Below are 17,741 nucleotides of genomic sequence, written 5' to 3'. Positions count from 1 at the left end.
TTGTAGCTTTATTTAATACAAACGATAAAAAGAAGAAGGGTAAAACAACATAAATAATTGATTTACAATTATTTATTTATCAAAAAATATATTATTTTTAGCTAACAACTTTTAACATTCCTTCTTATGAGAAAAGTGATTATACTTCTGATGTTGCTATCTTTTTGTTTTAGCTATGCCTTTGTAAGAGATACTACCTTAAAAAAGGACTTACCTATTATCAATTCCTTTGTAGGACTTGAAATAGCGTATTTAGGTTTTAATGACACCCAAGATTTAAGTAAAGACTTTAGTCTTAATGTAAAATTATTATTTACCCCAAAACAGTTAAACACTATGTTTGTCGAACATGCCAGAAAATATAATCTAGAGCATAAGGATTACATAGAAACTAAAATAGTTACTATAGGTGGCATTCCTTATTTAAGGTCATACACCTCTGATGGATATGTAACAACTACAGGGTTACAAACAAAATATGCACAAGACACCCAAAATATAGTCCTAATAACCCAGGGTATAAGTTGTACTTCTAAACAAAACAATCAAAACAATGGCTGTCTTCCTGAAGGAGAAAATCATTGCACTCCTTGTATACAGGGTGATTGCACTAAAATAGTCACACAGGAATTAGCCCCTAATAAATAACTGAAGTACTTTTCTAAGAAAATAAACATCTATTATACCTACCTCATTTATAGCCACTTTTATATAAAGTAATTTGCGGAATTCATCAATTCTAAGGAGCTATGATAATCCATCTTTTAATAAGAATTATAGTAAGGACTCTTTGCCTTAGTATACAATCCCCTATCCCATTATTTACCCCAAGTAGTAATCCTATGAAAAAGGATATAACCTCTAACTTGTAACGGGTAGGTAATATAAGAGGTGTTTTAAAAAAACAATATCAAACAATTTTGCTTAGCCTGCATATTTATTAGAACACAACAAAAAATAATCTTTATCTTGCTTAATTAAAATAGAATTGCAAGCTTTGCTTAAAACCACTTGACAAAGACTTTAGTAAGTAGAGTTTAACGAGTATTTTAAGAAAAAAAAAACAAGCAATGCTAGATTAATCTTTATTTTTGCTAAAAATAAAATACTATATGCTAATTATCGGAATCGCAGGAGGAACTGGTAGTGGTAAAACTACCGTAGTTCATCAAATAATGACAGAGTTACCCCATACAGAAGTAGGAATTATATCTCAAGACTCTTACTATAAAGCAACGGATAACTTATCTTTGGAAGAAAGACAATTAATTAATTTTGACCATCCAAGATCAATTGATTTCGATCTTCTTGTACAACATTTACAAGAGTTAAAACAAGGCAATAGTGTTAACCAGCCTGTTTATTCTTTTGTTAAGCATAATAGAACACAAGATTATGTATTAACTCATCCTAGAAAAGTGATGATTGTGGAAGGTATTTTGATACTTACAAATCCAATGTTAAGAGATATGTGTGATATTAAAATCTTTGTACATGCGGACTCAGATGAAAGACTAATTCGTCGATTAAAAAGAGATATAGCCGAAAGAGGAAGAGATATGACAGAGGTTTTAGATCGTTACCAAAACACTTTAAAACCAATGCATGAACAATTCATTGAACCATCAAAAGCCTACGCTGATATTATTATTCCTTATGACACTTATAACACTGTAGCAATTGACGTGGTTCGAACTGTAATCAATGAAAAAATAAGTTAATCCTTTTGTACAAAAAATAGATGCAAAACAACGGTATTTCAAATAAGTTTAGTTTTTTAAAAAACAGATGGACCCTATTGTGGATTTTATCGCTGTTTTTGTTCTTACTATGGATACTAATCTTTGATACTTATTCCTTACTAGAGCATAGACATATCGACAAGGAAATTAAAAAATTGCAGGGCAATAAAGCTTATTTCGAAAATGAAATTCGAAAAGACAAGCAAGCTATTAAAGGCCTTAGAAGTGGAGATGCAACGGAGAAATATGCTAGAGAAAAATATTATATGAAAAGAGATAATGAAGATATATTCATCATTGAATTTGACTCATTACCCCAAAAATAACCCAACAACCAAAAAACTATGAATAATGAACTTTTTGAAGATTTCCCTAAGGTATCTTCAAAGGAGTGGAAAAACCTTATTCAATTTGATTTAAAAGGAGCCGAATATAACCAAACTTTAGTTTGGGAATCCCTAGAGGATATTAAGGTTCGCCCTTTTTACCAAAATGATGTAGATAATAATCCACTTCCAATACCAACTCAAAGTACAGAATTTGCTATTGTACAGCAAATTTATGTTTTTGATGTATCTAAAACTATTGAAAAAACGCAACAAGTACTTGAAAAAGGTGCAGAAATAGTACATTTTACTATTGATAATGCTCAAATTGAGGCTAAAACCCTTTTAGAGCATTTACCTAAAGAGGCAAAGTACTTATTTAACTTTAACTTCTTAGAGTTAGATTACATAAAAGATTTATCCCAGTTTGCTAAGCAAAACAACTACGATATCCAGATTATCTTAGATCCTTTAAAGCAATTACAAGAGCAGGGTAACTGGTTTTCTAATTTAACTAATGATTTCGAACAACTAAATGAAGCTATTGCTTCTAATGACAATATTTACCTAGGAGTAAATACTTCTTTACACCAAAATGCAGGAGCTAATATTGTACAACAAGTTAGTTACGCCTTAGCACAAGTAAGCGAATATTTACACCGCGTAAAATCCTATAGCTCTACTATTTTCATTCAAGTAAGCGTAGGATCCAATTACTTTTTTGAAATCGCTAAACTAAGAGCTTTAAGAATGCTTTTAGATGTAGTGGGTAAAGAATTCAATAGTGCCATTGATTTTAAAATAATGGCTATTCCAAGTAAGCGTAACAAAACATTATACGATTATAATGTTAACTTACTTCGAACAACTACAGAATCTATGAGTGCAATCTTAGGAGGTGCTGATTATGTTAGCAACCTTGCCTATGATGCTATTTATCATAAAGAAAATGAATTTTCCGATAGAATTGCTCGCAATCAGCTTTTAATTCTAAAACAAGAAAGTTATTTTAATGCCGTAAACAATCCATGTGAAGGTGCCTATTATATAGAATACCTTACTGCTCAAATTGCGCAAAAAGCATTAGATCACTTTAAAAAAATGGAAAGAAATGATGGATTAATCACTTTGCTTATTCAAGGGGTTATCCAAAAAGAAATAGCTCAAAATGCCAATAAAGAGCAAGAGTTATTTGAACAAGGCAAAGAGGTTTTATTAGGTAGTAATAAATATCCGAATGCCAATGATTTTATGAGTGATGACTTAGAGTTATATCCTTTTGTTAAACAAAATCCTAGAAAAACTCTAATTATTCCAATTATTGAAAAGCGTTTAGCTCAACAATATGAGAAGGATAGATTAGAGCTAGAGAAAAATAAAAACAATTAGGAGATGAAAAGAAAAGACTTACAAAATTTAGTTATACCTCCTTTAGAGAGTGTACAAAATAAAGAACAAAGTGTTTTTACTACTGCAGAAGGAATTGATATTAAACCTACCTATACTAAAGAGGACATTGAAAATGTTGAACATATAGGTTTTGCAGCAGGAATAGCTCCTAATCTTAGAGGACCTTATTCCACTATGTATGTAATACGTCCTTGGACTATTCGTCAATATGCTGGATTTTCCACTGCAACAGAAAGTAATGCTTTTTACAGACGTAACTTAGCTGCTGGACAAAAGGGATTATCTGTAGCCTTTGACCTAGCTACTCACCGAGGCTACGACTCGGATCACCCACGTGTGGTTGGTGATGTTGGAAAAGCAGGTGTAGCCATTGATAGTGTTGAGGATATGAAAGTATTATTTGATCAAATACCATTAGATCAAATGTCTGTATCTATGACAATGAATGGAGCGGTTTTACCTATTATGGCTTTTTACATTGTTGCTGCAATGGAACAAGGCGTAGATATAAAAGACCTATCGGGAACTATACAAAACGATATTTTAAAGGAGTTTATGGTTAGAAATACCTATATCTATCCCCCTACTCCTTCTATGAAAATCATAGCGGACATTTTCTCTTATACCAGTGAGAAAATGCCTAAGTTCAATTCTATTTCCATAAGTGGTTACCATATGCAAGAAGCAGGTGCAACAGCAGACTTAGAATTAGCTTATACCTTAGCTGATGGTTTAGAATACATTAGAACAGGATTAAATGCAGGAATGAAAATCGATGATTTTGCTCCTAGACTTTCCTTTTTCTGGGCTATTGGAATGAACCATTTTATGGAAGTTGCTAAATTAAGAGCTGCTAGAATGCTTTGGGCTAAACTTTTAAAACAATTCCAACCAAAGAATGCTAAATCCTTAGCACTTCGTACCCACTGTCAAACTTCTGGATGGAGTTTAACCGAGCAAGATCCTTTTAATAATGTTGCTAGAACTGCTATCGAAGCATGTGCTGCAGCATTTGGAGGAACCCAGTCTTTACATACTAATGCCTTAGATGAGGCAATTGCTTTACCAACAGACTTCTCAGCAAGAATCGCACGTAATACTCAAATCTATTTACAAGAAGAAACAAAAATTTGTAAGACAGTAGATCCTTGGGCAGGTAGTTACTATGTAGAATCCCTAACTCAGGACATTGCCCGAAAAGCTTGGGATTTAATCCAAGAGGTAGAAGATCTAGGAGGTATGACAAAAGCTATTGAGGCTGGAATACCAAAATTGCGTATTGAAGAAGCTGCTGCTAGAAAACAAGCAAGAATTGACAGTGGTCAAGATACTATTGTTGGAGTAAATAAATACCGTTTAGAAAAAGAAGATCCACTTCATATTTTAGAGGTAGATAATCAAACAGTAAGGGACCAGCAAATTAAATCTATCGAGCAAATAAAAGCTACAAGAGATAATAAAGCAGTATCTTTAGCTCTACAAGCATTAACCCTTTGTGCTAAAACGGGACAAGGAAATCTTTTAGAACTAGCTGTAGTTGCAGCACAACACAGAGCTACCTTAGGGGAGATTAGTGATGCGCTACAAACAGAGTTTGGCCGTTTTAAAGCACAAATCCAATCTATCTCTGGAGTGTATAGCAAAGAAATAAAACAAGATAAAAGCTTCGAAAAAGCTTGTCGTTTAGCAAATGAATTTGCGCAAAAAGAAGGAAGAAGACCTCGTATTATGATTGCTAAAATGGGGCAAGACGGTCATGACCGTGGAGCTAAAGTTGTAGCAACAGGATATGCAGATGTAGGATTTGATGTGGACATAGGTCCTTTATTTCAAACCCCAAGTGAGGCAGCAAAACAAGCCATTGAAAATGATGTACATGCTCTTGGAGTTTCTTCTTTAGCTGCAGGTCATAAAACTTTAGTTCCTCAAGTAATTGAAGAATTAAAGAAATATGGTAGAGAAGACATTATGGTAGTTGTTGGTGGAGTTATCCCAGCCCAAGATTACCAGTTTTTATTTGATGCAGGTGCAGTAGCAGTATTTGGCCCAGGAACTAAAATTAGTGAGGCCGCTAGTGTGATGCTTGAAATATTATTAGACAACGAATAGATTATACCAATAAAACCACTCCCTGAAAAGAGTGGTTTTTTTTTTAAACCAAGGCATTACTATACGTGTTTTGTTCAAAAAGGCCTACCTTTGTATTAAAATAGAAGATAATATGAATTTCGAAGACTTACAATTAAACAAGAACATCTTAAAAGCTGTTACAGAGCTGGGATATAAAGAGCCTACTGCTATACAGCAAAAAGCTATTCCTCTTATTTTACAGGAAAAAGATGTTATAGCTTGTGCACAAACAGGTACAGGAAAGACAGCTGCATTTGCTATGCCTATTATACACTATCTTCATAAAATTGGCAATACAAAAAGATCTAAAAACGCTAAAGTTTTGATTGTAACACCAACTAGAGAATTAGCTCAGCAAATTGGGGATAACTTCGAAAAGTACGCAAAATACACCAATATCACTTCTATTTTACTTTATGGTGGAATGAGTATTAAGCCTCAAGTTGAACAACTTCAAAAAGGAGCAGATATTATCATTGGTACACCTGGAAGATTATTAGATTTATATAAACAGAAACATCTTAATTTAGATCACCTTCACTTTTTAGTTTTAGATGAGGCAGATTTAATGTTAGATATGGGCTTTATTGACGATGTAAAAAAAATCATCGCATTGACTCCTTCTAACCGACAAACTTTACTGTTCTCGGCTACTATGCCTTTACAAGTACGTGAATTAGCTCATGAGTTTTTACAAAAACCAGAGTATATAAGCGTAGATCCAATATCTTCTTTGGCAAAAACAGTAAAACAGCAGGTTTATTTTACAGCAAAATCCGATAAGAAGAAGTTATTATATCACTTAATTAGAAACCAAAAATTAAAGGATGTACTTGTATTTACAAGAACAAAGCAAGGGGCAGATCTACTTGTTACTTATTTAGAAAAACAAGGAGTACAAGCAGTAAGCTTCCATGGAGATAAATCCCAAAGTGCCCGTCAAGAGGCATTGGATTTATTTAAGGAAAAGAAAATTCCGGTTCTTATTGCCACTGATATAGCCGCTAGGGGAATCGATATTGATAATTTACCTATTGTAATTAATTTTGATTTACCTAATATACCAGAAACCTTTGTACACCGTATAGGTAGAACAGGTAGAGCAAACCAAGAAGGTTTAGCTATCTCTTTTTGCGATAATTCGGAAAAGACGTATTGGCAAGATATTGTAAAATTTACAAGATCACAGCCAAAACAAATTTTAGATCACCCTTTTGTAGAAAAACCAAAACAGGAAAAACAGCCTAAAAATCCACAAGGGTCTACACAACAAACAACTAGTAAAAATAAATCTAGAAAATCAAGCAACGCTAAAAAGAATAAAAAGCGTTGGTATTAATAACCCTGTTTTAAAATAATAAAAAGTATTCTTTATAGTAATGAAATGCAGCAAACATATAAAAAAGAGAATTTTTCAGACCTTACGCTTTTTAATTATAAGCTTTACTGTCCTTTTTCTTAGTATTTGGTTGGCAAATTTTTACGTCACATATAATGCCTTTGACTATATCTACGATGATGTAGATAAAATCCCTTCTAATAAAGTAGGCCTTGTATTAGGTACGTCCAAAAAACTATCCAATGGTATGGACAATCCTTATTTTACTAAACGAATAGCAGCGGCTTATGAACTTTTTAAGCACCAGAAAATTCAATACATCCTTGTAAGCGGAGACAATAGTGTTTCCAATTATAACGAACCTTTGGATATGAAAAATGATTTAGTAGCTCTAGGGGTACCTCAAGAAAATATATTTTTAGATTATGCAGGTTTCCGTACCCTGGATTCGGTTTATCGTACTAATGCTATTTTTGATCAAAGCTCTTTTACTATTATAAGTCAAGAGTTTCACAATCAACGAGCAGTATATATCGCAAAGTACTTAGGCCTAAATGCAATTGGCTATAATGCTAAAGATGTTAACTCTTCCTTTGGCTATAAGACCATACTTCGAGAGAAGCTGGCTAAAGTAAAGGTACTACTTGATCAATTCTTTGGAAAAAAACCAAAGTTTCTAGGAGAGAAAATAATTATTCCATAAAAAAAAGAGGTCTTATAGACCTCTTTTTTATTATATAAATTTAAAACAAATGCCATATTTGGGTTGTAATCAAACATAGTATAACTCCAAAAACAATAGGTAGAACAGAAGCTACAAAAGTCCATTTGATACTATTTGTTTCTTTATAGATCGTATAGATGGTTGTACTACATGGATTGTGCAATAAGCTAAAAAGCATCAAGTTCACCCCAGTTAAAGTAGTCCATCCTGCTAATTGTAAAATACTAGCAATTTCTGAATCCCCTGTTTCGAACATTACACCAGCTTGATGAGCAACCACACTATCCCCTAATACCATCGCTGTTAGCATTAATATAGTTGGAATTACGATTTCGTTGGCAGGTATTGCAACAATATAAGCTAATAGAATTACTCCATTTAATCCAAGTAACAGACCAACTGGCTCTAAGGCAAAAATAGTATGTAAAGCAATACTTTGTCCCTCAATACTCACATTGGATATTAGCCAAATAATTGCACCAGCTGGAGCAGCAAATAAAAGGGCTCTACCTAAAACAATTAAGGTACGGTCAATTAAGGAAGTATAAATGGTTTGTAAAAACAATGGCGGACGGTAAGGTGGTAATTCTAAAGTAAAAAAGGAAGCTTCTCCTTTTAATAGTGTTCTAGATAATAGCCAAGAACTAAAAAAAGTAAAACAAATCCCCAATACTACTACACCTACCACAGCAAAGGTGGAAATTACTCCACTTAGATAAGTAGGAACTAAAGCCCCTATAAAAATAGTAGCCATTAAAATTTGTGTAGGCCACCTACCATTACACAACGAAAAATTATTGGTGATAATAGCGATTAATTTTTCCCTAGGGGAATTTATAATACGAGTTGACACCACACCTGCTGCATTACAGCCAAATCCCATACTCATCGTTAGGGCTTGTTTTCCATGGGCACCTGAACCTTTAAATAAACGATCTAAGTTAAATGCTACCCTTGGTAAATACCCAAAATCCTCTAATAAAGTAAATAAAGGAAAGAATATAGCCATAGGTGGTAACATAACAGCTGTCACCCAAGCAGTGGATAAATAAATTCCATCAATTAGAATACCGCTTAGCCACCAAGGTAAATGTAAGAATTCTCCAAATTGTTTTAACCAAAAATACCCTTTATCCACCAATAAGAAAGAAAGAGCACTAGAAGGATAATTAGATCCAATAATAGTTAGCCAAAGCACCACTCCTAAAATTAAGAGCATAATTGGAAAACCAAATCGCTTACTAGTAACAATACTATCCATGGCTCTATCGAATTTGAAAGCCCTAGCCCTATCTGGAGAATCTACCCTTTGACCAACAATCTTACTGACTTGGGAAAAGATACCTTCTGCTAATGTTTGAGCAAAATCCATTGCTAGATCTTCATGGTATTTCTTAGCTTGTTGTAAAATTGGAGCTAAATTCTCTTGGTTTATAGTTGTGGAAAGTTCCTTTGAAAGCAGTGCTTGCTCTATACTTTTATCTTGTTGAATCAAACGCATTGCAATCCAAGAAGCACTAGGTAAATTAGGATCTAGATCCAATAGTTGCTTACCAATAACATCTATTGGCCCATTAGATTTTCCTTCAACTAATTTTATATTGCTTACCACTTGTGGATTTCTCTGGTGAGCTACACTTTGAATGGCTTGAAGTAATTCAGTAATTCCTACTTTACTCCTAGCAGAAGTAGCAACAACAGGAACTCCTAAATCTTTAGAAAGTCCTCTTAAGTCAATTTCTACACCATGTCTTTTAGCCTCATCCATAAGGTTTACACAAACAACTACCTTGGAGGTGATTTGTCTAATTTGTAAAGCTAAAGATAAATGTCTATCCAATCTACTAGCATCTACAACAACAACCGTTACATCGGGCTTAGAAAATAAAATAAAATCCCTAGCCACTTGTTCGTCTTCAGAGGTAGAAAGTAAGGAATAAGTTCCAGGTAAATCTACTATGCTAAAATAATCTTCCCCGAATTTAAAATGGCCAATTTGACTAGTTACTGTCTTCCCTGGCCAATTCCCCGTGTGTTGCTTTAAACCAGTTAAAGCATTAAAAACAGTACTTTTTCCCGTATTGGGGTTTCCTGCTAAGGCAATGGTAAAATCTACTTTCACATTATCCTCTCCCATTTTTTTTAAGGAGGAGGAAGTGTTTAAGTCACATATATCACAGGCTGTTTTAGCCATAATTTAAAATTTTGAAAAGAAATTAATTCTTAGTTTGTATTTCAATGTATTTTGCATCCTGTTTTCTTAGAGAAATAATAGTATTAAAAATACTATAAGCAATAGGATCCTTCAAAGGACTAATACTATGAATAATTATAGTAGCTCCTTTGACAAATCCCAAATCTAATAATCGCTGAAAAATTTCTACAGGACAACTTTTATTTATCCCTAAAATAGTAGCTTGTTGTCCTTTATGTAAATCTAATAAGGTCATATTATTCACTTTAGAGTTGCAAAAATACAAAATTAGATGCGTCTAACAATTAATTTAGCCATAAATATTACTTCTTTAAAAAAAAATGCCAATACTCTTGTGAATATTGGCATTATAAGATCTTTTAAAGACAGTATTATATGTTTTTAAAGGCACTTTCAAATGGGACCCTATGAATTAAACTTCTACCAAGAGTAACTTCATCGGCATATTGTAATTCATCTCCAACAGAAATACCTCTAGCTATGGTGCTGGTAATAATATTAAAGTCCTTTATTTGTTTAAAAATATAGAAGTTCGTCGTATCCCCTTCCATAGTGGAGCTTAAAGCGAAAATGATTTCCTTTACTTGTCCTTGTTTTACTTTATCCACAAGACTACTTATTTTAAGTTGACTTGGTCCAATGCCATCAATAGGAGAAATTTTACCACCTAATACATGATAGACTCCTTTATAGGATTGGGTGTTTTCTAAAGCCATAACATCTCTAATGTCCTCCACTACACAAATAGTTTGGTGGTCTCTACTTGCATTATTACAAATATCACACCTTGGTTGGTCAGAAATATTATGACAGCTCTCACAGAAAATTAAATCCGTGCGCATTTTAACCAAACTTTGAGCTAACCGAAGAGATTGTTCACTCGGTTGCTTAAGTAAATGTAACATTAATCGAAGCGCAGTTCTTTTACCAATCCCTGGTAATTGCGACATTTCGTCTACTGCTTTTTCTAATAATTTTGAAGGAAATTCCATGGTGCAAATATACTAAAATGCAAGAGTTTTTAAAAACAAAGCCCGTGGTAAAACCAAGAGTTTAACAAGAAGATATAAAATTTCACCCTTTTTAATTGTAATACTATTTTAATACTTTACATTTGGTTATTAACCCTTTAATCCTTTATCTATGAGTCCCTTTACTATTGTTTGCCTAATGGTGGTTTACTTTTCCATTTTGATAATTATTTCACAAGTAGTCAGTAAAAACAATAGCTCAAATAAGGCATTTTTCATTGCCAATAAAAATTCCAAATGGTATTTAGTAGCCTTCGGGATGATTGGAACTGCATTATCAGGAGTGACTTTTATTTCTGTACCTGGAGAAGTGGGCTCCATAAACGGTGAACAGTTTAAATACTTTCAATTTGTGCTTGGTAACGTAGTAGGTTTTATACTGGTTGCTAAAGTTCTTTTGCCCTTATATTATAAATATAACCTAATATCCATTTATACTTTTATTCAAGACAAACTAGGCTTTTATAGTTATAAAAGCGCATCTATGATCTTTTTAATAAGTAGAACAATAGGTTCGTCATTTCGATTATATTTAGTGGTAATTGTATTGCAAAAGTTTGTATTTGATCACTATAACATTCCTTTTTTTGCAACGGTTTTATTGACTCTTTTATTAATATATGCCTATACCTATAAAGGAGGTTTAAAAACCATTATTATAACCGACACTCTACAAACTTTCTTTTTAGTTGCTTCGGTAATCTTTACTATATACTTTATTTGTAAACAAATGGGATATAATCCAATACAAGCCTTTGAGAGTATTAAAGAAAGTAATTACTCTAAAATATTTTTCTGGGAGGATTTTTGGACAAGCAAATTCCATTTCTTAAAGCAATTTTTAGGAGGAATATTTGTAACCTTAGCTATGGTAGGACTTGATCAAGACCTTATGCAAAAAAACTTAAGCTGTGCTAATATAAAGCTGGCACAGAAAAACATGTATAGCTTCACTGCAATCTTCTTAGTTATCAACCTACTTTTTCTAAGTGTAGGAGCCTTACTATATATTTATGCAACATCTAATTCTATACAAATACCTATCGATCCTATTAGTAATGCGCCTCGAACAGATCTTCTTTTTCCTTTAATTGCCTTTGAGTACTTTGCCATTGTACCAGCTGTGATTTTCCTATTAGGTTTAACAGCTGCTACTTTCGCTACAACAGATTCCGCTTTAACTGCTTTAACTACCTCTTTTTGTATTGACTTTTTATCCATGGATAAAAAAGAGCCTACTAAAAAATTAGTCAACCAAAGAAAATTAATTCATCTAGGTTTTTGCTTCCTAATGTTTATAGTGATTATTGTATTTAACCAAATTAATGACGCCTCTATTGTAAGTATGATTTTTAAGATTGCCACTTATACATATGGACCGCTATTGGGACTCTTCTCTTATGCCATACTGTTCAAAAACAGAAGTATAAAAGACAAATGGGTACCTTACATTTGTATGATCACCCCATTATTAACTTGGTGGATACAAGCTAACTCTTCTTGGTTATTACAAAACTATACCTTTGATGTAGAGCTTATCATTGTTAATGCTCTTCTAACTGTTTTACTACTACTTGCTATAAGCAAACCTTTAAAATTGATTAGTTCTGAGCAAAACTAAAGTACAAGCCTCTTCGTAATGGATTCCATTTTCTTTAAGTAAAGCATAAAATTCTGGATTTTCTGTTCCAGGATTAAAGAGTACTCGTTTGGGCTGTAAGGAAATAATATATTGGTAGAGTTCCTTCTGAGCGTTAGGGTTAATATACATTGTAACGGTATGTATGTCTTTGTATTTGTTTAATTCTGTATCTATATTAACCTGGCAAACACTACCTGATCTTGGACCATAGGCATATACATTATGGTGATATTGTTTAAGTAAACAAATTGCTTGATTGGAATATCTTTCTGGTTTCAAAGAAGCTCCTATAACTACTACATTCATGATTTGTTTTTTTAGTATTGATTCTACTAAATTTACGGCTTTTTAATTAATTATACTTAAAAATACTATTATCTCAGTATATTTAGGTATATACACACAATCTTTAGTTAAAATAAGTTAATTAAGATAATTTAGTTCGTAAATTTAAATAAAATTAAAAACTAAACACTATGAAGAAATTACTACTTTCATTTTTAGCAGTAGTATTATTAAGTACTACAGGTGTATTTGCCCAAGAATCTCAAAACTTTAAAAAGCAAGATTACAAATGGCAAATGAGATTAAGAGGTGTTGGGGTATTTCCCCATAATAAAGCGGACATAGGTATTATAGGAGGCCAAATAGATGCAGATAACAATTTCATCCCTGAACTAGACTTTACCTACTTCTTCACAGAACATTTTGCAGCGGAATTAATCCTAGGAGTATCTAGACACTCGGTTCAAACATTAGGTTCTAACTTAAGTGCAATTGAAGGTCCGTCTTCTGCAAATGTAGATCTTGGAAGTGCACTTTTACTACCTCCAACATTAATGTTCCAATACCACCATACCTTTGCTAAGGTTTTTAAACCTTATGTAGGAGCGGGAGTTAACTATACTATGTTCTTAGATGTTAAAAATGGTGTTGCACAAAAAGTAAAATATGAAGATAAATTTGGATGGGGATACCAACTAGGTTTTGACATTGACATTACCGACAAATTTTTCATCAACGTTGACTTTAAAAAATTATTCTTAAAAACAAACGTAACAGTAGATGCTACAAATTTATTACCAGCATCGGCTGCCCCTGGTAGCGAATTAGCAATACCAGCCAAAGTGAAACTAGATCCAATGTTAATAGGATTTGGTGTAGGAATGCGCTTTTAATTTTTTCTCATAAATCAAAAAACTGCCTTAAGAAAATGCCCTTCTTAGGGCAGTTTGCTTTTATGTGCTATTTGCCCGACCTTTGGCCCCAGCAAAAAAAAGGCCAAAATGATCAAATCTATTAGTTTTAAAGACATTAATAAACTAGCTATACCAGCTATATTTGCAGGGATTTCTGAATCCATTCTATCACTTACCGACATTGCAATGGTTGGTAATTTAAAGCATAACTCCGTGGAGGCTTTAGCTGCTGTTGGTCTTGTTGGTTCCTTTTTATCGGCTATTATTTGGGTTGTTGCCCAAACCAAAACTTCTATTTCAGCAACTGTATCCCAACATTTAGGTAAAAAAAGATTGTTTGCCGTAAAAACTCTAGTGCCACAGGCTATCCTATTTAATTTTATCTTAAGTGTATTTTTATTTATAATTACTACCTACTTTGTACACGAAATATTCGTTGCCTACAAAGCAACTGGTTTGATTCTTGCCTATGCAAAACAATACTATTTGGTTAGAGCATGGGGTTTCCCACTTACTTTAATCACTTTCGCGTTATACGGGGTATTTAGAGGTTTACAAAATACTATTTGGGCTATGAAATGTAGTTTAGTAGGTGCTGTATTAAATATCGTTTTAGACTATATTTTTGTCTTTGGTATAGAAGGCTATTTCCCAGCTTTACATATTATGGGAGCAGCCTATGCCAGTGTTATTGCACAAGGGGTTATGTTAGCTATGGCCTTATATTACTTCTTAAAATATACACCCTTTAGCCTTAAGGTTAGGAAAAAACTTAACCCTGCCTTAAAGCCCCTAATTATCATGAGCTTTAATTTCATTCTAAGGACTGCTACTTTAAATATTACTCTTTATATGGCTAGTAAATACGCCACTGGTTATGGTAAAGATTTTATAGCTGCACAAAGTATTTTAATGAACATATGGCTTTTCTTCTCTTTCTTTATCGACGGTTATGCTAGTGCAGGAAATGCGATATCAGGACGTTTATTAGGAGAAAGAAACTTTACAGCTATGTGGAAAATGATTAAAGACATTAGTAAATACTCCATTATTATATCCCTTATTCTAGTAGCAATCTGCGCGGTATTCTACCAAGACATAGGCCTAATTTTCAATAGTGACCCACAAGTAAACATTATTTTCACCTCTGTCTTTTGGATTGTTTTACTTATGCAGCCCATTAACGCATTGGCCTATATTTTCGATGGTGTCTACAAAGGTTTAGGAGATGCCAAATTCTTGCGTAATAACCTAATGATGGCAACTTTCTTAGGATATATACCTACTTTACTTATAGCAGATTACTTTGGGCTTCAGATGTACAGTATTTGGCTAGCTTTTGCTGTTTGGATGTGTTTAAGAACTTTCCCAGTGATCTATATATTTAAGAAAACATATGTAAATAACTAGCCTTTGCAACAGTGTTGCAAATACACTTAAGTACTATTAAATGCTAATTTACTTTCTTAACTTTGAGTAATTAACATAAATAATAATACTATGTGCCAGTCAGATAATGCTAAAAGCAATGTGAAACACGATCATGCAAATTCCAGTGAAGACCACACAGGACATGACCATGACCATGATACCATTGACTTAAATAGCCAAGAAGTCCATAGCTTAACCCTAAAAGATTTTTCGGTTGCTATTGTATGTTTACTCCTAATTATCGCCGGTGTTGTGATGGAACATCTACAACTAAGCTTCTTTACAGGTGTATTTCAATTTGCATGGTATTTAGTAGCTTATTTAATTGTAGGTTTTGGTGTACTAAAGAATGCTTACAACTTTATTCTAAAAGGAGAGGTTTTCAATGAATTCTTCTTAATGAGTATCGCTACCATCGGTGCCTTTGCTATAGGCCAATATTCAGAAGGTGTAGCTGTAATGTTATTCTACTACGTAGGTGAACTATTTCAAGAAGCTGCAGCCAATAGAGCTAAAAAAAGCATCCAAGCCCTATTAGATGTTCGTTCCGATATTGCAACGGTAATTCGAGAGGGAAAGGCCGTTGAAATCGATCCTAAACAAATCGAGGTAGGAGAAATTATACGTGTTAAAGTAGGAGAAAAAGTGCCTTTAGATGGTATTTTACTAACTAAAAATGCGTCTTTTAATACTGCAGCTCTAACGGGAGAAAGTAAACCAGATACCAAACAAGAAGGACAAAGTGTTTTAGCGGGTATGATTAATTTAAATACGGTATGTGAAATACGAGTAACTGCTAAATTTGAAGATACCAAGCTATCCCAGATCCTTTACATGATCCAAGATGCAACATCTAAAAAATCTAAAACACAACTTTTTATAACACGATTTGCTAAAATATATACCCCTATTGTGGTGGTACTTGCGGCACTGATTGTAATTATCCCTAAATTTATTTTTGCTGATTATGTCTTTAATGACTGGTTATATAGAGGACTTGTATTCTTGGTAATTTCTTGCCCTTGTGCACTAGTTATCTCTGTACCCTTAGGATACTTTGGTGGAATAGGACTAGCTTCAAGAAATGGGGTACTATTTAAAGGAAGTAACTACCTAGATGTTATGACAACGGTAGATACTGTAGTAATGGATAAAACAGGAACATTAACTCAAGGAGTATTTAGTGTGCAACAAATACAGCCTAATGAGGTATCTCAAGAAGATCTTCTTTTGTATACTGCGGCCATTGAACAGCACTCCACCCATCCTATCGCATCCGCAATCACCCAATATGTAAAGGAAAACTTTCCTAATAAAGAGCTACAAGCGCAAAATATATCCGAAATAGCAGGTCATGGACTAGAAGGAAATATAAATGGAAAGAGAGTATTAGTAGGAAACGCAAAATTACTAGATAAGTTTTCGATTACCTACCCTAAGGAAATTCATGAAATTGTAGAAACAATTGTTATTGTTGCCATAGAGGATAATTACGCAGGATATATTACTATTGCTGATAAAATAAAACCAGACTCTTTCCAAGCAATACAAAAGCTAAAAGAGATGGGAATTCTCACTGTAATGCTAAGTGGAGATAAAACCTCCATTGTAAATAAGGTGGCAAAAGAACTACAAATTGACCAAGCATTCGGAGACTTACTACCGGATGACAAAGTAAGACACGTAGAAAGGCTAAAAGAGTTAGGTCATAAGATCGCCTTTACTGGAGATGGAATTAATGATGCGCCTGTAATTGCACTCTCCGACGCGGGTATTGCTATGGGAGGTTTAGGAAGTGACGCAGCCATAGAAACAGCTGATATCGTAATACAAAACGATCAACCTAGTAGAATCCCATTATCTATTAAAATCGCTAAAAGAACACGAAAAATTGTAATACAAAACATTTCTTTAGCCATTGGTATTAAACTATTAGTACTAATCCTTGGAGCTTTTGGACAAGCTAACTTATGGGAGGCTATTTTCGCCGATGTAGGTGTTTCCATTATAGCGATTCTAAATTCAGTTAGAATACAACATATAGATTCTTCAAAATTATAAAATAGAAGATTAGCCAAATTATAAGACGCAGCATTAAAGCTTTAATGCTGCGTCTTTTTTATCTTATATAGAAAATAGTAAGTACATCTTATAAGGTTCTTAATTCCCCTTAGAGCTGCCATTATATAGCTAAAGTATAGTCCGATGTGATCTATATACTTACTCTAGTGTACCAAACATAAAGCTAGCACTTGTTTATCCCTATTAAGGATTACAAACTACAATCCTTGCTAATACTCTAACTCATCCCAGTGTCGATTATAAAACTCCTACCCACTGTAATACTAAAATCCTCATTATGGAGTGTATTTACTTGAGTTTACTCCAAAAAAAAATCCCCAACATAAACATGTTGAGGATTTTATAAAAGAAGGGCGGTGTCATACTCTCCCACTGGTTAGCAGTACCATCTGCGCAAGCGGGCTTAACTTCTCTGTTCGAAATGGGAAGAGGTGAGCCCCGCTGCAATAACCACCCTAAATCGGTTGTCA

General features: G+C 33.5%; 15 protein-coding genes and 1 rRNA gene. 11 read left to right on the top strand and 5 right to left on the bottom strand.

Going from position 1 to position 17,741, the window contains the following annotated elements; all coding sequences use genetic code 11:
• Window positions 1-126 precede the first annotated feature (126 nt).
• The 7 genes from ACYSNM_RS04640 to ACYSNM_RS04610 all read left to right on the top strand — a co-directional run bounded on the left by ACYSNM_RS04640 (window position 127) and on the right by ACYSNM_RS04610 (window position 7,650).
• Window positions 127-648, top strand: a complete 522-nt coding sequence (locus ACYSNM_RS04640; RefSeq protein WP_461755829.1) for a hypothetical protein — start codon at window positions 127-129, stop codon at window positions 646-648.
• A gap of 464 nt (window positions 649-1,112) precedes the next feature.
• Window positions 1,113-1,721: a uridine kinase gene (gene udk, locus ACYSNM_RS04635; RefSeq protein WP_461754054.1), complete on the top strand. Its 609-nt coding sequence runs from the start codon at window positions 1,113-1,115 to the stop codon at window positions 1,719-1,721.
• 20 nt (window positions 1,722-1,741) lie between these two features.
• Window positions 1,742-2,068 carry an FtsB family cell division protein gene (locus ACYSNM_RS04630; protein ID WP_461754053.1) on the top strand — a complete coding sequence of 109 codons (327 nt, stop codon included), beginning with the start codon at window positions 1,742-1,744 and terminating at the stop codon, window positions 2,066-2,068.
• 18 nt (window positions 2,069-2,086) lie between these two features.
• Window positions 2,087-3,457 (top strand): methylmalonyl-CoA mutase subunit beta, encoded by a 1,371-nt coding sequence (locus ACYSNM_RS04625; protein WP_461755828.1) that lies wholly within the window; start codon window positions 2,087-2,089, stop codon window positions 3,455-3,457.
• A 3-nt stretch (window positions 3,458-3,460) separates the two neighbouring features.
• Entirely contained in the window at window positions 3,461-5,587 is a 2,127-nt protein-coding gene (gene scpA / locus ACYSNM_RS04620) for a methylmalonyl-CoA mutase (RefSeq protein WP_461755827.1), read from the top strand.
• A 112-nt stretch (window positions 5,588-5,699) separates the two neighbouring features.
• A complete protein-coding gene (locus ACYSNM_RS04615) occupies window positions 5,700-6,947 on the top strand; it encodes a DEAD/DEAH box helicase (protein ID WP_461755826.1) in 1,248 nt (415 codons plus the stop codon).
• A gap of 40 nt (window positions 6,948-6,987) precedes the next feature.
• Window positions 6,988-7,650: a SanA/YdcF family protein gene (locus ACYSNM_RS04610; RefSeq protein WP_461755825.1), complete on the top strand. Its 663-nt coding sequence runs from the start codon at window positions 6,988-6,990 to the stop codon at window positions 7,648-7,650.
• A gap of 40 nt (window positions 7,651-7,690) precedes the next feature.
• Here ACYSNM_RS04610 and feoB read toward each other — a convergent pair whose 3' ends face one another.
• From feoB to recR, 3 genes are all read right to left on the bottom strand, one after another.
• Window positions 7,691-9,865: a ferrous iron transport protein B gene (feoB, locus tag ACYSNM_RS04605; protein WP_461755824.1), complete on the bottom strand. Its 2,175-nt coding sequence runs from the start codon at window positions 9,863-9,865 to the stop codon at window positions 7,691-7,693.
• 22 nt (window positions 9,866-9,887) lie between these two features.
• Entirely contained in the window at window positions 9,888-10,121 is a 234-nt protein-coding gene (locus ACYSNM_RS04600; protein WP_461755823.1) for a FeoA family protein, read from the bottom strand.
• A gap of 136 nt (window positions 10,122-10,257) precedes the next feature.
• Window positions 10,258-10,878 (bottom strand): recombination mediator RecR, encoded by a 621-nt coding sequence (gene recR / locus ACYSNM_RS04595; protein WP_461755822.1) that lies wholly within the window; start codon window positions 10,876-10,878, stop codon window positions 10,258-10,260.
• A 151-nt stretch (window positions 10,879-11,029) separates the two neighbouring features.
• On the opposite strand from recR, the gene ACYSNM_RS04590 reads away from it, so the two are divergent.
• Window positions 11,030-12,538: a sodium:solute symporter gene (locus ACYSNM_RS04590; protein WP_461755821.1), complete on the top strand. Its 1,509-nt coding sequence runs from the start codon at window positions 11,030-11,032 to the stop codon at window positions 12,536-12,538.
• Here ACYSNM_RS04590 and ACYSNM_RS04585 read toward each other — a convergent pair.
• Window positions 12,509-12,865 carry a CoA-binding protein gene (locus ACYSNM_RS04585; RefSeq protein ID WP_461755820.1) on the bottom strand — a complete coding sequence of 119 codons (357 nt, stop codon included), beginning with the start codon at window positions 12,863-12,865 and terminating at the stop codon, window positions 12,509-12,511. The two genes, ACYSNM_RS04590 and ACYSNM_RS04585, sit on opposite strands and share 30 nt — an antisense overlap.
• A 170-nt stretch (window positions 12,866-13,035) precedes the next feature.
• Between ACYSNM_RS04585 and ACYSNM_RS04580 the strand changes: the two genes are divergently transcribed.
• From ACYSNM_RS04580 to ACYSNM_RS04570, 3 genes are all read left to right on the top strand, one after another.
• Window positions 13,036-13,737, top strand: a complete 702-nt coding sequence (locus ACYSNM_RS04580; RefSeq protein ID WP_461755819.1) for an OmpW/AlkL family protein — start codon at window positions 13,036-13,038, stop codon at window positions 13,735-13,737.
• A gap of 108 nt (window positions 13,738-13,845) precedes the next feature.
• On the top strand, window positions 13,846-15,168 hold the full coding sequence (locus ACYSNM_RS04575) for an MATE family efflux transporter (protein WP_461755818.1): 1,323 nt from the start codon (window positions 13,846-13,848) through the stop codon (window positions 15,166-15,168).
• Window positions 15,169-15,258: 90 nt separating this feature from the next.
• Window positions 15,259-17,250, top strand: a complete 1,992-nt coding sequence (locus ACYSNM_RS04570) for a heavy metal translocating P-type ATPase (RefSeq protein ID WP_461755817.1) — start codon at window positions 15,259-15,261, stop codon at window positions 17,248-17,250.
• 369 nt (window positions 17,251-17,619) lie between these two features.
• Here ACYSNM_RS04570 and rrf read toward each other — a convergent pair.
• Window positions 17,620-17,729, bottom strand: a 5S ribosomal RNA gene (rrf, locus tag ACYSNM_RS04565).
• Window positions 17,730-17,741: the final 12 nt, after the last annotated feature.

Source organism: Myroides sp. LJL116 (assembly GCF_054871685.1).
This window is presented reverse-complemented; position numbering and strand designations above follow the sequence as displayed.

Bases quoted from the DNA above. Each gene is read 5' to 3' on its own strand.
- ACYSNM_RS04640 (WP_461755829.1), top strand. From the start codon at position 127: ATGAGAAAAGTGATTATACTTCTGATGTTGCTATCTTTTTGTTTTAGC.
- udk (WP_461754054.1), top strand. From the start codon at position 1,113: ATGCTAATTATCGGAATCGCAGGAGGAACTGGTAGTGGTAAAACTACC.
- ACYSNM_RS04630 (WP_461754053.1), top strand. From the start codon at position 1,742: ATGCAAAACAACGGTATTTCAAATAAGTTTAGTTTTTTAAAAAACAGA.
- ACYSNM_RS04625 (WP_461755828.1), top strand. From the start codon at position 2,087: ATGAATAATGAACTTTTTGAAGATTTCCCTAAGGTATCTTCAAAGGAG.
- scpA (WP_461755827.1), top strand. From the start codon at position 3,461: ATGAAAAGAAAAGACTTACAAAATTTAGTTATACCTCCTTTAGAGAGT.
- ACYSNM_RS04615 (WP_461755826.1), top strand. From the start codon at position 5,700: ATGAATTTCGAAGACTTACAATTAAACAAGAACATCTTAAAAGCTGTT.
- ACYSNM_RS04610 (WP_461755825.1), top strand. From the start codon at position 6,988: ATGAAATGCAGCAAACATATAAAAAAGAGAATTTTTCAGACCTTACGC.
- feoB (WP_461755824.1), bottom strand. From the start codon at position 9,865: ATGGCTAAAACAGCCTGTGATATATGTGACTTAAACACTTCCTCCTCC.
- ACYSNM_RS04600 (WP_461755823.1), bottom strand. From the start codon at position 10,121: ATGACCTTATTAGATTTACATAAAGGACAACAAGCTACTATTTTAGGG.
- recR (WP_461755822.1), bottom strand. From the start codon at position 10,878: ATGGAATTTCCTTCAAAATTATTAGAAAAAGCAGTAGACGAAATGTCG.
- ACYSNM_RS04590 (WP_461755821.1), top strand. From the start codon at position 11,030: ATGAGTCCCTTTACTATTGTTTGCCTAATGGTGGTTTACTTTTCCATT.
- ACYSNM_RS04585 (WP_461755820.1), bottom strand. From the start codon at position 12,865: ATGAATGTAGTAGTTATAGGAGCTTCTTTGAAACCAGAAAGATATTCC.
- ACYSNM_RS04580 (WP_461755819.1), top strand. From the start codon at position 13,036: ATGAAGAAATTACTACTTTCATTTTTAGCAGTAGTATTATTAAGTACT.
- ACYSNM_RS04575 (WP_461755818.1), top strand. From the start codon at position 13,846: ATGATCAAATCTATTAGTTTTAAAGACATTAATAAACTAGCTATACCA.
- ACYSNM_RS04570 (WP_461755817.1), top strand. From the start codon at position 15,259: ATGTGCCAGTCAGATAATGCTAAAAGCAATGTGAAACACGATCATGCA.